This is a genomic window from Campylobacter sp. JH23, assembly GCF_017846595.1.
In the GTDB taxonomy this organism is placed as follows: domain Bacteria; phylum Campylobacterota; class Campylobacteria; order Campylobacterales; family Campylobacteraceae; genus Campylobacter_D; species Campylobacter_D coli.
In genome coordinates this window covers 114,435-130,465 of sequence record NZ_JAEQBP010000007.1, presented here as the reverse complement: position 1 = coordinate 130,465, position 16,031 = coordinate 114,435, and the positions used below count along the sequence as shown (strand labels likewise).

General features: G+C 31.2%; 15 protein-coding genes and 1 pseudogene. 3 read left to right on the top strand and 13 right to left on the bottom strand.

Annotation, left to right across the window (positions count from 1 at the left end; translation table 11 throughout):
• Positions 1 to 1,206, bottom strand: a pseudogene (locus KAR88_RS08055) (cache domain-containing protein); the annotation flags it as partial.
• Between the two features lie 206 nt (positions 1,207 to 1,412).
• Here KAR88_RS08055 and KAR88_RS08050 point away from each other — a divergent pair.
• From KAR88_RS08050 to KAR88_RS08040, 3 genes are read left to right on the top strand one after another with little or no spacing between them, the layout of a single operon-like run.
• Positions 1,413 to 2,267: a zinc ABC transporter substrate-binding protein gene (locus tag KAR88_RS08050; RefSeq protein WP_002783792.1), complete on the top strand. Its 855-nt coding sequence runs from the start codon at positions 1,413 to 1,415 to the stop codon at positions 2,265 to 2,267.
• A 12-nt stretch (positions 2,268 to 2,279) separates the two neighbouring features.
• A complete protein-coding gene (locus KAR88_RS08045; RefSeq protein WP_002780105.1) occupies positions 2,280 to 3,134 on the top strand; it encodes a metal ABC transporter ATP-binding protein in 855 nt (284 codons plus the stop codon).
• Complete coding sequence (locus KAR88_RS08040) at positions 3,127 to 3,933, top strand: metal ABC transporter permease (protein WP_002778637.1); 807 nt, start codon at positions 3,127 to 3,129, stop codon at positions 3,931 to 3,933. Before KAR88_RS08045 ends, KAR88_RS08040 begins: the two co-directional genes overlap by 8 nt.
• Here the strand turns inward: KAR88_RS08040 and KAR88_RS08035 are convergent.
• The 12 genes from KAR88_RS08035 to KAR88_RS07980 form a co-directional block, all read right to left on the bottom strand.
• Positions 3,922 to 5,295, bottom strand: coding sequence for a mcrBC 5-methylcytosine restriction system component (locus tag KAR88_RS08035; RefSeq protein ID WP_002803980.1), 1,374 nt, complete (start codon positions 5,293 to 5,295; stop codon positions 3,922 to 3,924). The genes KAR88_RS08040 and KAR88_RS08035 overlap by 12 nt on opposite strands.
• Entirely contained in the window at positions 5,258 to 7,441 is a 2,184-nt protein-coding gene (locus tag KAR88_RS08030) for an AAA family ATPase (RefSeq protein ID WP_131260549.1), read from the bottom strand. The genes KAR88_RS08035 and KAR88_RS08030 overlap by 38 nt, the downstream gene beginning before the upstream one ends.
• 11 nt (positions 7,442 to 7,452) lie before the next feature.
• Entirely contained in the window at positions 7,453 to 7,740 is a 288-nt protein-coding gene (locus KAR88_RS08025; protein ID WP_002794387.1) for a hypothetical protein, read from the bottom strand.
• 73 nt (positions 7,741 to 7,813) lie between these two features.
• Positions 7,814 to 8,257, bottom strand: a complete 444-nt coding sequence (rimP, locus tag KAR88_RS08020) for a ribosome maturation factor RimP (RefSeq protein WP_002778643.1) — start codon at positions 8,255 to 8,257, stop codon at positions 7,814 to 7,816.
• Complete coding sequence (gene rbfA, locus KAR88_RS08015; protein WP_002778650.1) at positions 8,247 to 8,609, bottom strand: 30S ribosome-binding factor RbfA; 363 nt, start codon at positions 8,607 to 8,609, stop codon at positions 8,247 to 8,249. Before rbfA ends, rimP begins: the two co-directional genes overlap by 11 nt.
• Positions 8,606 to 11,176 (bottom strand): translation initiation factor IF-2, encoded by a 2,571-nt coding sequence (gene infB / locus KAR88_RS08010; protein WP_002783804.1) that lies wholly within the window; start codon positions 11,174 to 11,176, stop codon positions 8,606 to 8,608. The genes rbfA and infB overlap by 4 nt, the downstream gene beginning before the upstream one ends.
• Positions 11,163 to 11,396, bottom strand: coding sequence for a DUF448 domain-containing protein (locus KAR88_RS08005; RefSeq protein ID WP_025399319.1), 234 nt, complete (start codon positions 11,394 to 11,396; stop codon positions 11,163 to 11,165). The genes infB and KAR88_RS08005 overlap by 14 nt, the downstream gene beginning before the upstream one ends.
• 53 nt (positions 11,397 to 11,449) lie before the next feature.
• Positions 11,450 to 12,328, bottom strand: a complete 879-nt coding sequence (thrB, locus tag KAR88_RS08000) for a homoserine kinase (protein ID WP_002778656.1) — start codon at positions 12,326 to 12,328, stop codon at positions 11,450 to 11,452.
• Positions 12,329 to 12,345: 17 nt separating this feature from the next.
• Positions 12,346 to 12,747, bottom strand: a complete 402-nt coding sequence (locus KAR88_RS07995) for a molecular chaperone (protein ID WP_023362253.1) — start codon at positions 12,745 to 12,747, stop codon at positions 12,346 to 12,348.
• A 38-nt stretch (positions 12,748 to 12,785) separates the two neighbouring features.
• On the bottom strand, positions 12,786 to 13,670 hold the full coding sequence (gene lpxC / locus KAR88_RS07990) for a UDP-3-O-acyl-N-acetylglucosamine deacetylase (RefSeq protein ID WP_002778660.1): 885 nt from the start codon (positions 13,668 to 13,670) through the stop codon (positions 12,786 to 12,788).
• Positions 13,670 to 15,043 carry a M23 family metallopeptidase gene (locus tag KAR88_RS07985; protein ID WP_002778663.1) on the bottom strand — a complete coding sequence of 458 codons (1,374 nt, stop codon included), beginning with the start codon at positions 15,041 to 15,043 and terminating at the stop codon, positions 13,670 to 13,672. The genes lpxC and KAR88_RS07985 overlap by 1 nt, the downstream gene beginning before the upstream one ends.
• Before the next feature lie 97 nt (positions 15,044 to 15,140).
• Positions 15,141 to 15,968, bottom strand: a complete 828-nt coding sequence (locus KAR88_RS07980) for a prephenate dehydrogenase (RefSeq protein ID WP_002778665.1) — start codon at positions 15,966 to 15,968, stop codon at positions 15,141 to 15,143.
• Positions 15,969 to 16,031 lie beyond the last annotated feature (63 nt).

Genomic DNA, 16,031 nt, shown 5'->3' with positions numbered 1-16,031 from the left:
TCAGTTGTGGGTTTCTTGGATTAGCAGTAATTCTTGCAGTAAGATTACCACTTTCTACTACTCCTACAGTTTCAACACTTTCTTTTACTGCTTTAGCATCTTGTTCTAAACCTTGTTTAGTAGCAAGGATGTTTTCGTTGATAGCTTTAGAGATTTGACCAAATTCATCATTGGTTTTTACATCAATAGTAGAAACATTTTTAGTTTTATGGTTGATGAAATCGAAGAAGGAGTTAAGTCCTACTTGGATAGAAGCAAGTGGGGATAGATAGCGTGATACAATAAAATAAAGTAAAAGAACGCTAATAATACTTGTAATAATTACTATAGCAATTTGTATATAAGCAATTTTAAACACAGGCTCTTCTATATAATCAATAGGTTCTCCTACACAAGCTGTATATTCTCCTAACACCTTAGCACATACACCAAATCTTTGAGTTCCATCAAGTGGTCTTACATAACGGAAAGGCTCATAGTCTTTTTTATCTTTAGCGATATTCGCAACAGGGCTAACATCATAACCTGGTTTTAAAAGCTCTTTATCAGTAGAAACGAAAATTGAATTTTCGCTATCAAACACAAAAGTTCTTCCTGGTAAGTTTTCAAATTCTCTTTGCAGATCCTTTACCAAAATATCAATTGCTAAAACTCCGATAAATTTTCCTTCTTTATAAAGCGGTGTAGCATAAGTAAAACAAGGTAGGTTAGTAGTTAAATCAAGATAAGAAGGAGTTACATACAAGCCATTTGCTTTTACAGCTCCTTTAAAATAATCCCTTGTTCTAGCATCATAATTGTCTGCTTTACCATAAATTCCGAAATTTAAACCTTTTTCATCAGAATCAGGATCTGTAACAACAAGTTCACCATCAGGCTGAGCAATATAAACTGCTAAAAACCCTCCAGCATCTCTAAACACCTTTAAATCCTTACCTACATAACGCATTAAAGCTTCTTGATTGCTGATTTGTTCATAAGGAAGTTTTAAAATATTTTTAGCCAAGCTTTCAAGAGCTGCGGTATTTCTTGCTTTAAAAGCCTCCATAGAATTTTTAGCAGTTCTTACATAATTACTTTCAGACTTAACCACTTGATTAAAAACCTCATCCTTAACAAAGATAAATGTTATAATCCCTAAAAAATTAGACACACAATTGCTATCAAATTTGCAATAAGTGAGACTTTAATTTTGACACTTTTCACAGATTTTACACCTCTCTTTAAAAAATTTTAAAAGAGAATTTTTGATGTTGTAATTATAAATAAGCAAATTTAAACTTAAATTAAAAAATATACCCTATAAAACAATAATTTCATATAGATGTGCTATAAAAATTTAGAAATTCTAATTTATAAACTTAATATTGTTATAATTTTTTAAAATTTCATTCTCTTTAGGATATAAAATAATGAAAAAAATATTCCTTCTTTTTATATTTTTAGGACTTTTTAATTCCTTTCTTTGCGCTAAAACCTTACAACCAAGTGAAAATCTAAATTTACCTTTAATCAGCGTAAGCATAGCCCCACAAGCTTTTTTTGTTAAAAAAATAGCAGGTGATACTCTAAATATAAACATCTTATCCACAAATACACACAAGCCAAAATCCAAATCAAACCCTATGAAAAAGCTTGAAAAAAGTGAGCTTTACTTTACCATAGGCTTAGAATTTGAAAAGAAATTAACAGATAAACTAGAACAAAAATTTCCAAAAGTTAAAATCATAGACATGCAAAAAGATACTCCTCTAGCTAAAACTAGTTCTAGCAACTCCAAAGAAATTTTAGATCCTTTTACTTGGCTTGATCCCATTTTAGTTCAAAACATAGCCTTAAATACCTATAATGCTCTAGTAGAAAAATACCCTCAAAACAAAAGCTTATACAAGCATAATTTAGATAAATTTTTAACAGAGTTAGATGTCTTAAATTTACAGATCTCTTCAAAATTACAAAAAGTAAAAAATAAAGAATTTATAACATATCATCCCGCTTGGTCATATTTTGCCAAGCGTTATGATCTTGTGCAAAATCATATAGAATTTTTAGGAAAAAAACTAAAAAGTAAAGATATAAAAAATTTGGGTGCGTTGATTAAAGAAAAAAATATTAAAGTTATTTTTGTACAGACTCGTTTTCCTGAAAAAACAGCAAAAACTTTAGAAAAAGAATACAATGTAAAAATTTACAAGATAGATTATTTATCTTATGATTGGGAAAATGAACTTTTAAAAACAGCAAATGCTTTTTATGAAAATTTATAGTTAGGTTTTTTAATGCTTTTTTTTGAAATATCAAATCTTAATTACGCTTACAATAACGAAACAATCTTAAAAAATATCAACTTAAGCTATGATAGTAAAGATTTTCTTTCTATCATCGGCCCTAATGGTGCGGGAAAATCTACGCTTGTAAAACTCATCCTAGGGCTTTTAAAGACTAAAAAAACTATCAGTTTTCATGGGATTAAAAAAAATGAAATCGGCTATGTCCCTCAACACACTCTAGCTAATCCTAACTTTTGCCCAAGGGTTATAGAAATCGTTTTAATGGGACTTGTCAATAAAAAAATTTTTGGTTTTTATAGTAAAAAAGATAAAAACAAAGCCTTAGAAGCTCTAGCAAGTGTAGGTATGCAGGATTTTTGGGATAGAAAAATCAATGAATTAAGCGGAGGTCAAAAACAACGCGTTTTTATTGCTAGAGCTTTAGTCGATGAATGTAAAATGCTGATCTTAGATGAGCCTACAGCAAGCGTTGATAGCAAATCCGCGATTCAAATTTTTGAACTCCTAAGTTCTTTGCATGAAAAGGGTATAGGAATTTTACTCATTTGCCACGATATCAATCTCGTGCTTGCTTATAGTGATAAAATCGCGTATTTAAACAAAGAACTCTTTTTGCATACCAATACCAAAGAAAAAGACAAAAGCGTATTTTTAAAACACCTTTATGAAAATCATTCGCATTTTTGCGATGTAGAAATGAGTTTAAATTCTTGCTTTTGCGATGAAGAAAATTGTGAGAAGAAAAAAATTTGTGAACAAGAATTTGCAAGAAGAAATTTAAAAAAATCAAATTTTAAAAAAGAAAATTTTTGTTTGAAATTTTCAAAGGAAAGCCATGTTTGAAATTTTAAATTTCACCTTTTTTCAAAATGCTTTATTGGCTGCGGTTTTAGTCAGCATTGCTTGTGGAGTCGTAGGTACGCTTGTGATGATAAATCGACTCTTTTCCATAGCAGGAGGCATCACGCATGGGGCTTTTGGGGGTATTGGTATAGCGTTTTATTTTTCTTTGCCTATATTGATCAGCACAGGTATTTTCACGCTCTTTTTAGCCTTTTTGGTAGCATTTTTATCGAAGCGTTATGAGCACAGAAGCGATAGCATAGTCGCTGTGATTTGGGCTTTTGGGATGGCTTTTGGGATCATACTTATAGATTTAAGTCCAGGTTATAGCACGGATTTGATGGCTTATCTTTTTGGAAATATTTTAGCAGTAGGAATGCAAGATCTATGGCTGATGGCGATAGTAGATGGGGTGGTGATTGTTTTAATGCTTTTATTTTATAGACAATTTGAAGCTTTAAGCTTTGATGTCGAATTTGCAAAAGTGCGAGGGATAAATACAAGCTTTTTTCATTATCTTTTAATCGCACTTATGGCATTTTGCATAGTGATTTCTATACGCCTTGTGGGGATTATTTTGATCATGGCTTTACTTAGCATACCTAGCTTTATAGCTGAAAATTTTACAAAAAAACTAGGTTTAATAATGATTTTAGCAAGTGTATTGAGTATGATTTTTTGCGTTTTAGGGCTTATAATAAGCTATTATTTTAATCTCTCAAGCGGTGCTTGTATCATAGCTGTAGCTTGCTTTGGCTTTTTGATACACTTGCTAGCAAAGTTTTTACTAAAAAGGTAAAGGTGCAAAAATCACTTGCACTTTTATATTTGTTTTCAAAGGGCTATTATCATTTAAAAATGCCAAATGCTCATTTGCATTGAATTCTAATTCTTTTATTGTATTTTGCAAACTCATCGTTCTTTCACATAAAGGATAGATCAATTTAATATCATGAATTTTAAATTTACAAGCATAAGCAAACATTTGATACAAATCACTTTGCGCTATGCCATGCTTTTTATCTTCATTGCTATCTGGAATTTTCCACTTGGTATCTAAAATCGTTTCATTTTCTATATACAAATCAGGCTTTAACATAAAGCATTTTTCACCCTTTTTTGAGATCAGGTATTTTCCGCTGCTTTGAGTTTTGATATTTTGAGTCGGATTTGCTTTTTTTAGCATATGAGCTACATAATCTTCAAAAAGTTTTTCCATAGGAAAAAGCAAGGCAAAAGCTTCATTTTTGCCCTTATAAGGTGCAAAAGTTTGATTTTGCAAAAAGATCTTACACCAAGAAAGTAGATTTTCATAATAATCAAAATGTCTTGAAATTTTATAAGTGAAATCTTTTTCATAATTTGTAGAAAATCCCACCTCATCAAACATTTCCAAAGCTTTGATGATTTTAAATTTATGGTGAGTGGTTTTGGATTTTAAAAGATTGAGAGTGGATTTTATAAGGCGATTGGGCGCAATATCGAGCATAAATTCATCACTTTGAGTGAAAAATCTTTCTTTATGAACTAAATTTTGTTTTAAATGTTGGCTAAATTGCAATTTTCCTTTAAGAAAATTTCTATTTTCTTCAATGCTTATATAATCCTTTTTCAAACCCTTTTTATAAACCCCGTCCAATTCATCCAAAAACATTGCGATAAATACCTCTAGCAAAGGCATTTTAGAAATTTGCAAAGATGAAATTTGGGATTTTTTAAAAGGAGAATTTTTTAAGGTTTTTAGCATATTGATTAAAAGGGTTTTGGGATTGAAAGCAAAATCCTCTCCATAAAAATTCTCACTGGTTTTAGCTTGACTTATTTGATTTAAAATATAATTTTTTAGTAGTTTTTCTTTCGAGATAGTAGATAATTTGCACTCTTTATCTTTATAACCGTCCAAATTTGTACATTTTGGTAAAATTTCTAAAACTCCACTTTTGGTTTGGATAATGCCTACATAATTTTTAGCTGTTAGGGTGTTTTTGTTTTTAAAGCCTAGAAAATTTTCATTATTTTTAGCAAAGTCTTCTAGCTCTTGATAGAATTTTTTAGCCTTTTCTTTGAAAATTCCTTGCAAATCTTCTTTAGAAAAAGCTTGGTGTTCGATGATGGAAAAGGTGTTATTGTTTATCATTTTTTGATTGATTTTCCCCATCATTATAAATAGCTTGATAAGTTTTTATATCGTTCCAAATTTTATTATCAAATGAAGCAATATTATAAATAATCTTCTCGCTATCTACATTGTCCAAATTTTTTATTTTTTGTAGATATTTATCATCTTTTTCACATTTTTCAATCATACCATTATCATTTAAAACTGCGCTAATTAAAGCATAGTCATTGTAAAAATACTCTTGCAAAAGCGGGATGATTTTATTTTGAAAAATACTTTTTAATTTTGAGATACTTAAAACATACCAATCTTCTTCATATTTATCTGGTTTACACCAATTATCTTTATTAAATTTAACAGCTTCACTCATAAAAAATGCGTGTCCTATGGTTTTTTCCCTATCCAATAAAAACTCAATTCTTTTATTTATACTTATTAAAATATTTTGAAGTATCTCTGCAAAACCTTCTGTTTTAGCATCATCTCCTAAATAATCTTCATCTTTATTTGGATTTTCTACATCTTTGCAAATAAAAACATTCTTAAGCAAATCAGGATCAGGCATCATCTCTACAAATTCAAATCTTCTTCTTAAGGCTGTATCAAGAGAAGTGATACTTCTATCAGCTGTATTCATAGTGCCTAGGATATATACATTTTTAGGTACTCCAAATTTTTTACCGCTATAAGGCAAAGTAACTTTTAATTCCTCGCTTTCACCTATCCTTTTACTAGGTTCTATTAAGGTGATAAGCTCACCAAAAATCTTACTTACATTACCACGATTGATTTCATCAATGATGATTATGTAAGAATTTAAAGAATTGCTACTAATTTTATTATCTTCGGTTTTTAATACTGCTTGTTTTTCATACTCTTTAAATTTATTTACCAAATTAAAATAATAAGTATGAGTTCTATCAGCATAATCTCTATCAAATACTTTTTTAAACATTTCAACAGCGCTATTAAATTCAATATTAGATTTTAATAATGTTATAAATGTAGACAAACTTAATTTAAAAATACCGTCAAACCTTTCTACATCTTCACTATAAATTTCAATTGTATTATTATTGAAGCTATTGATAAAAAAATTTCCACCTTTTGTTTTGCTAATAGGCTCATTTGTTTCTAAAAGTCGATTTAAAAATTTTTCAACTTTTTCCCGTAGCTTTATCTTTTCTCTCAACTCTTCTGTATTTAAATTGCTATTTTCATAATTTTCCAAAGCCCTATTACATATATCTTTAAAAATTCCATCTTTTATTTCATATTGTATTTCTTGTGAATTTGCTTCATTATTCATCATAGGTTTTATACCCTCGACAAATTCTTCATATCCATAGCTTTGATGAAAAGTTGTAAAGACTATTTGTCCATCTTTTACATACTCATCAAACTTAGCTTTTTTCTCATCTCTATCTCTACTTTCTAAATTTTCGCCCAAGATTTCCAAAGCTTTATCTATAGTATGGTAAGTTTTTCCTGTACCTGGAGGCCCATAAAGAATTTGATTTAAAGATAGATTTTTGTTTTCGCTTAGTATCTTTTCATTTTCAAAATGCTGTTCTTTATAAATTTTTTCATTTTCGCTTAGCTTGATTATGCTAAGGTTTGAATTATTTAATATATCTTCAAACAATGGTTTAGCATAGCTTGAATCTTCTTCAATTTTACCTAAAACGCTATATCTTAAAAACCTTTCCAAAGAATATGTTCTAATAATATTATCAACACTGGCAATAACTTCTATTTTTTGATTTTTTATTTCTACCTTAAATTCTTTATCTCCGCCTCTTGTTTTTAAATACTTAACCATATCTTTTGAGGTATATTCTTTATAGGCATTGACATATTTTACAAATTCTAAATAATGGGAATTAATGCAAGCATGCGGACATCCATTACCACTTTTATTATTGTATTCTTGCAACAATCCTTTTTTTAATTCAAATAATAATTTTTTTAAAAGTTCTATAGAGTTTATTTGAAATGTATCAAAATCATCTCTATTAACGATATTTAGTCTTTTGCATTCTTCAATTATCCCTTTTGTAGCTTTGATATATTGATCAAAATTCTTTAGTCTTTTTTCTAAAAATGCTCTAAAGTTTTCTTCATTTGATTCTTTTATTTGGGTTTGTATTTTTTCTCCATTTGAAAAATTAAACTCGACAAATTTCATACCATTTCCTTTCAATCCACAATCGCAAACAATTTACAATTTTTATAATATCTATAAAAATCTTTTCCATTTTTATTCATAGTTTTGAGATAATTAAAAACAGGTGAAGTCCACCTATAACCTTGACTTTTTGTATGAAATTCATCTATCAATCTACCCTCTTGATAAACATACACACTCATACCACCATTTTTCACAACTGCTTCTTTAAATTCATCCTCATCTTTTGGAAAATAATAATACACATTACCATTTTGATCTGCCTTACTTATTTTCCAATCGTATTTATCTTCTAGCATTGTATGCCTTTTGAATTTTTGTGTTTAATTTTAATTATATAAAAGATAGGTAAAAATTTAAAAATCTAAATTTTTACCATTGTATGAAGGTTCTGGCTTTTTTAATATCGCTAAATTTTAAAGTAGTTTTTTCTTGATTTTCTAAATTTTCTAAAGTGATATTTTCATCCTCTACGCTGATGATTTTTGCTTCGATTTTTTCTTTTTCACCTGTTGTGATTTTTACAAGCTCATTGATACTTTTTGCAAAATGCTCTATCTTGCTAAGTTTTCTCTCAAGTCCTGCTGAAGATACTTCTAAAAAATACTCCCCACTTACAGGTGGTTCCACATCGAAAATAGGTGATAAAATTTCACTAAGCCTTGCACAATCATCCAAATTCACACCCCTTCTTTCACCCTTTTCATCCAAGGGCTTCATCACATAAACGCGGTAAATTTTCTTGCCATTTTCGCTAGTTAATTCGCTATCATAAAGCTCTAAATTCACTTCTTTGCAAAGGGCTTCAAGATTCATTTTTATCCTTTTTTATTTTTTCAAAAAGTGCATCCATATGGTTTTGATACTCAAGCCTATCATCAAATTTAAAATGAAAATTCGGACACCTATACCAACCCTGCTCACTCATGCAGTAATTTTGCAAAGCTCTACTTGCCTTTTTTAAAGAAGATAAAATTTTTTCTTGCTCATGAACATTAAAAAACATCTTATCAAGATACACAAAAGCATCATATCTGCCTTTTTTACACTCTACATCCACTACACACAAATTTTTCAAATTTTCATCATCTAAATTTGCTAAAGCTTCAGGGATCAGCTCTTTTAAGATACTTTCAGTGCGTAGTTTTTTAATCTCACTTGGGTTCATAGACTTGCTTGTTCCTCTACTTCTTTATAGCTTTCTATATAATCACCCACTCTCATATCATCGCACCCTTCTATACCTACGCCACATTCATAGCCTTTTGCCACTTCTTTAGCATCATCTTTAAAGCGTTTAAGTGAGCTTACATTTCCCTCATAAACCACAACTCCATCACGGATAAGGCGAATTTTAGCCCCACGGTTAATCACCCCTTCGGTTACCATACAACCTGCAATTTGTCCGATTTTTGGTACATTGATCACTTGTCTAATCTCTGCTTGTCCAAGTTGTTCTTCAGAGATGATAGGGCTCATCATACCACCTAGCAAGGCTTTTACATCATCAAGTAGATTATAAATAACATTATAAGTTTTTATTTCCACGCCTTTATCTTTAGCACGCTCTTTGATCTCTCCGGTTGGGCGTATATTAAAGCCTAGTACGATGGAGTTTTCACTTGCACTTGCAAGCTCTATATCGCTTTGCGTGATCCCCCCTACTCCACTGTGTATGATATTGACTTTAATTTCATCATTTCTAAGCTTTTCTAAGCTTGCTTTTAAGGCTTCTAAAGATCCTTGTACATCAGCTTTTAAAATAACAGGCAAGGCTTTTAGATTACCTTCTTTGATCTTAGCTCCAAGCTCATCAATGCTAACTTTAGTGGATTTGCTAAGTTCTTTTTGGCGGTTGTATTCGTGGCGCTTGTTAGCATACTCTCTTGCTTCTTTATCACTCTTTACTGCGATTAAAATTTCACCCGCATCAGCCACTTCACTAAGCCCTACGATAACACCACATTCACCCGGTTTGATCTCTTTTAAAGCCTTGCCTTGATCATCGCTCATTGCGCGCACTTTTCCATAAGCTTCACCTGCAACGATAGTGCTTCCTACTTTAAGTGTTCCATTTTGTACGATGATAGTAGCTACCGCACCGCGTCCTTTTTGGATAGAACTCTCTATAACACTTGCTTTTGCAAAGCTTTTTGGATTGGCTTTAAGCTCTAAAATATCAGCTTGTAAAAGCACGATTTCAAGCAAATCTTCAATACCCATTCCCGTTTTAGCAGAAACTCCTACAAATTCATAAGATCCGCCCCATTCTACTGGCATGATTTCCATTTCGGCAAGTTGAGTTTTTACCATATCGGGATTTGCTGCTTCTTTATCCATTTTATTAATAGCAATAATAATAGGCACACCCGCTGCTTTAGCGTGATTGATCGCTTCTTTAGTTTGTGGTTTTACCCCATCATCTGCTGCTACAACGATGATTACAATATCAGTGATACTTGCACCCCTTGCACGCATAGCAGTAAAAGCTTCGTGACCTGGAGTATCTATAAAAGTGATTTTACGCCCATTTTTTTCCACCATATAAGCGCCCACATGTTGAGTGATCCCCCCTGCTTCACCACTAGCGACACGAGATTTTCTGATATAATCAAGCAAAGAAGTTTTACCATGATCAACATGCCCCATGATAGTAATCACCGGTGCTCTACTTACCAAATCTTTCTCATCAACTTCTTCTTCATAGTCTTTTACATAATCAAACTCATCTGCTTCGTTGATGATATTGATCTCTATACCAAATTCAGCAGCTAAAATTTCAATCGCATCTTCATCTAAAAAATCATTTTTAGTTGTCATCATACCCAGCATGAAAAGTTTTGAAATCACTTCACTCACGCTTTTGCCTATCTTATCTGCAAATTCATAAACACGAATTTCTTTTGAAATTTCTACGCTCGAAACCGCTTCATTTTCTTTTTTCTCAACTTTTTTAGGTGGTTTTTTACGACTTCTTCTTTGAATTCCACCCTCAAGCCCAAGATTTGCTGAATTTCCTACTGCTTGACGCAAAAAGTTAGGTGGTTTTTTCATAGTATTTTGTGGTTTTTCTTGTTCTTTTACACTAAAATCAGGTAAAACCACCACATCTTCATCTTCTAAAGAAATATCAGCAAAATCATGGCCTTCTAAAAAGTCCATTTTTTCAGCACTTTCTTTCTTAGTCGCTACAAAAGGCTTTTTCTCTTTTTTCTTTTTCTTTAAATTTTCATCCGCATTTGAAAACATGGTTTTTAAGCTAAGACGCTCTTCATTTGAAGGAGTGCTAGCCTTTGGCTCTTCTTTTTTCGCAGCTTCTTCTTCATCTTTTTTCTTTTTGACAATCACAAGCCCTCTTCTTTTAGCTAAAGTCGCACTCGCTAAACTCTCTTGAATGTTTTCTTTAGGCTCTTCAGGAGTTTTTGGCTCAGGCTTTACTTCTTCTACGACTTTAGCTGGAGCTTTTGTTTCTACTTCTTTAGGTGATTTTTCTTCTTTTTTTTCTTCTTTGGGTGCAGCTTTGGCTTTTTTTACAGGATCTTGTTTTAAATTTTTCTTGAAAGCCTCGGGTATAATTTTAGTTTGTATATACTCATAAATTCCTGCTGCAACTTCGGGTTCTACAGCATTAGATGCGGTTTTGATATTCAATCCCAATTCATTTGCTTTCTCGATAATTTCTTTGCTGTCATAGCCTAATTCTTTCGCAATTTCATGAATTCTAATTTTTGCCATTTAAAACTATCTCCTTTAAATTCTGCTGAGTGATTTTTGTATTTAGATTTTTGCAAGATTTAAAAAATGCTTTTTGCAAGACTTTGCCTTCACTCAAAATACAAGTCTCACACAAATAAACACTGCGTCCAAAAGCAAAGTCTTTATAAAGCTCACCTTGAAAATGTTTAAATCGATGCATATTTTTTTGTAAATATCGATTTTTACAGACTATACACATTCGAATGGGCTCATGTTTATCTTTTACAAAATTATATCTTTTTTTTTCTTCTTTTAGCAAATTTTAAAGCCTTTATTATCAAATTCTAAACAAAGAATTTTAAAATTTCTAAATTTTTGCTCCATTTTTTGAGCTAAATGCTTTGCATCATCCTTGTATGCTAAATTAAAAAAGCTTGAGCCTGAACCTGAAAGCGTACTCATTAAAGCCTTATTTTCAAGAGCAAATTTTTGCACCTCAAAAAGCTCGGGTAAATTTTGCATTCTACGCGTTTGGTGTAATAAATCTTTACTAGCAAGAGCGAGCAAATCATACTTTTTTTCTAAAAAACAAGCCGTAAGAAAAGAAGAATGACAAAGATTAAAAACACAATCTTTCAAACTTAAATTCGAAGGCAAGGCGTTGCGACTTTGTTCTGTACTCATCGCCACATTAGGTATAACCACAACAGCATTTAAATTTTCATCCAAATCTTTTTTTATACTGAAAACTTTTTCATTTTCTACCATGGATACTACAAAGCCCCCAAGTGCTGCAGGAGCTATATTGTCAGGATGATTCTCGTATTTTAACGCTTCATTTAAAATTTTCTCTTTTTCTGCTTTAAAACCTGCCATCTCATAAGCACTTGCAATAGCACCGATAATCACTGCTGAAGAGCTGCCAAGTCCGCGAGATAAAGGAATGGCATTATCAAAAATAAATCTAAAATGATCTTTTCTACCACTTAATCTTTGATAAATTTCATTAAAAATACTTACAAAAATATTATTTTTTTTAAGGCTTAAATTCTCGCTTCCTTCACCATTGACACTGATACTAAAAAAATTTGACTTCTCGATAATAGTATGATTAAAAAGTGTTAAACTCAATCCCAAACAATCAAACCCAGGGCCTAAATTTGCACTTGTAGCAGGTACTAAAATTTTCAATTTTTTTCCTAAATTCTTTAAATTGCAGATAAAAAGTAAAAAGGTAGATTATCATCTTTTTTATTAAGCTTGCTTAAATTTGGAGGTAAAAAAAACTCTCCAGCTGTATTTTCCTCCAAGATGATCTCATCTTCTTTTTTTACAAAACACATATTTTTATGAGCGGCAATGGGTTGATTGTTGTTAAGCTCAAAGGCACTGATAGCAAAAAGAGGGATATTTTTCACTATACTCAAAGTCCTAAGACTTACATAAGAAATTTTAATCCCCATATAAGAGCCTGGACCATTGGCATAAATTAATTCATCAAAGCTAAATTCTTTTAGCAAAATCTTTAAAATTTTGGGTACAAACTCGCTTGCCTTTTCTTCACTCTCTATGCTTTTTACAAGTTTATCATCTTGATAAATCCCAATCATCAAAGGCTTAGATAAGGCATTAAGCAATAATGAATTTTTTATGCAAAAACCTTTTCATAAGCTTTTTCATTTGCTTTTTCAAGGGTCACTATCTCATAAGCATCTTTATCTTTTAAAACTTCTTTAGTAAGTAAATGATTTAAATGATGGCTTCCAGCATATGAAATATAATCTCCAAAAACACGGTACCCAAGCAAAGTCAAATCTCCAATCGCGTCTAAAATTTTATGTCTTACAAATTCATCTTTAAAGCGCAAACCTTCAGGATTTAAAATACGATTTTCATCTACCACTATAGTATTTTCTAAACTTCCACCTAGTGCTAAATTCATATCTCTAAGGGCTTGAACATCTTTTAAAAAGCCAAAAGTCCTAGCTCTTGCTATATTTTCTATATAGTTTTTCTTACTGAATTCAAAATTATAGCTTTGTTCGCCTATAACAGCATTATCAAACTTGATAGTATAATTAATACGCGGTTCTTTAGTCGGAGTTAAACGCACATATTTATCACCGTCTCTTACCTCTATAGGCTTTTTAATCACCATAATTTTTTTAGGTGCATCAAGCTCTTTAACCCCTGCTTCATCAAGCATCATACAAAAGCTAATGCTTGATCCATCCATTACGGGTGCTTCATTAGCATTTAAAACGATGCGGACATTATCTATCCCATAAGCATTGATTGCACTCATTAAATGCTCTATAGTAGAAATAAATCCTCTTTCATCGCCCAAAACCGTTGCCATTTGAGTATTGATAACATTTTCAGGGCTTGCTTTATAAGTAGCATTTAAATCGCTTCTAAAAAAAACTATCCCACTATTTGCTTCTAAAGGCTCTAAAGTGATTTCTATAGGCTCACCTTTGTGAAGTCCTATACCTACGCCTTTGACAGTTTTTGCTAAAGTTAATTGTTTCATTAATTTTTTCCTAAAATTATTTTTTTACCTTCGTTTAAAACATTGTAAATATTATTTTCTATCCATTTTTTATCTTGCCATTGCTCAGGGCGTGTTTCAACACCTTGAACTAAAACACCAAAGTGCAAATGATCCCCCAAAGCCAATCCACTTACACCTGTTCTACCTATTACACTTTTTTTGCTTAAAATCTCATCAAGTTCAACACTTTTAGAAGAACAATGCCCATAAAGACTATAAACTCCAAAACCATGATAGACGATTAAATTAAGTCCATAAATTCCATTTTCTTCTGCAAATACGACTTTGCCTGAATTATTACTTATAATAGGAGCTTCTGCCACGCTTGCTAAATCTATACCCATATGATAAGAATCGCTTACAAATTGTCCATTGTAAGAATAATACCTATGATCAGCAAAATCTGCTACCTTCATACCATTTCGAAGTGGTAAAAATAAATCGATTTTAAAATCATCGATTTTACTTTCAGGCACTTCTGAAGTGATTTTATGTATCAAAATTTCATTATTGCCTCTTAAGGTTTCATTTACAAATTTAAATTTCTCAAAACGCGTAAAATTGTTATCCTTTGGCGCATATTCTTGTGCTAAATCTTCTATTTTGCCATCTAAAAATCTATCTGTAAGATTGATATTTGAAACGCGGTATTTGCGATTGACAAAATAATACCTTATGCGCTCTTTGGTTATATTTCCTGCCTTATCTGTAGCAATGATATAAGCACGAAATTCTTCATCTCTTGCATCCCAAGCTATAAGAGCTGCGTAATAGCCTTCTTTTAAATAAGGAGTAGCTTGAAAAATTTTTCCTGTATTTGTTTCGATATAAACCTTATCTAAATTTGCATCACTAGCTGAAAACACAACACTAGCAGCACCTCCTTGCTCAATCTGATAAGAATTGCTCAATACATTTACCTTTGGAGCACTATCATCAATCATGATAAGGACTTGTTTGCTCGCTTCATTGCCACCGAAAAAATTCCAAAAACTCTTATCTTTGGCTTTAATTTCCATGATAAAAGATTTTACTTTTTCTTTATAGGCAAGTTTTGGTAGAGCAACTTGTAAGGTAATATCATTTGAATTTTGAATTTTTTCATCCGCTATAGGCATACCTGTTTCATTGCCTTCTTTTTGCAAGAAAATCTGAACACTTTCAATAGAACCTTCATCATCTTTTACATGAACTGAAATAGGTTTTTTAAGATCACTATAAATGATATCTGGCATAAGGATTTTAGGAGGTGTTGTTTCAAAAGCATTCGTTTTTGAAATAAAAAACGCCAAAACACCGATTAAAACCAAAACTAACAAATATAAATAAATTTTTCCCTTTTTTCTCGCCATATTTTTTCCTAAATATATTTTTATTTTAACAAAATTTATTTTTTCTTAAAAAACTTAAAAAAATTTTATTATAATTTCAGTAAATATCCAGCAAATTTCACAAAATTTCTCTTAAAGTATTGGCTTTTTGCATCCAAGACTTTAATTCTTCATTTTTATCCTCTTCAATCATCTTTTTGCAAAATTCTAATTCTTTTTGAAAAAATTCAATAGAACTTAAAACATTATCTTTGTTTTGTTCAAAAATACTCCCCCACATAATAGGAGATGATTTAGCAATCCTACTCATACCCTTAAAAGAACCACCCGCTAAATGAACGATATTTCTTTTATCTTCTTCTTTCATCACAAAATTTGCTAAAGAAAAACTAATCACATGCGGCAAATGCGAAATAATAGCGGCATGATGATCATGAGCTGTGCTATCCATAAAAACAATCCTCATACCCAAATGCGAAAAAATTTCTACTGCTCTTTTTTGGTGCAAATCATCAGCCACTTCACTATCACACAACACACAAACAGCATCCTTATAAAGCTCTTTAAAAGCCGCTTTTGGGCCGCTGTTTTCAGTTCCTGCCATAGGATGGGCAAAAAGAGTTTGTTTGGTAAGCTTTGCAGGCAATTTTTCTATGATTTTTCTTTTTGTACTTCCAAGCTCTATAATGGTTGTATTTGAAGGCAAATTTACTAATTTTTGTAAAATCTCTATGATAGCATTTACAGGCGTTGCGATAAAAATCATATCGCACAAATGCAAATTTTCAAATTCTATAAGCTCATGAACAAGTCCTAAATTTAAAGCATCTTGCTCATTTTCCTTGCTTGAATCTAAACCATACACACAAGAAATTAATTTATTTTCCTTTAAACAAAGTCCTAAAGAACCCCCTATCAATCCAAGCCCTATAATTGCTACTTTCATAATATTATCTCAATCTCTTTGTTAAATTTTTTCTGCTATTATACAAATTTTTAATAAAGCTTT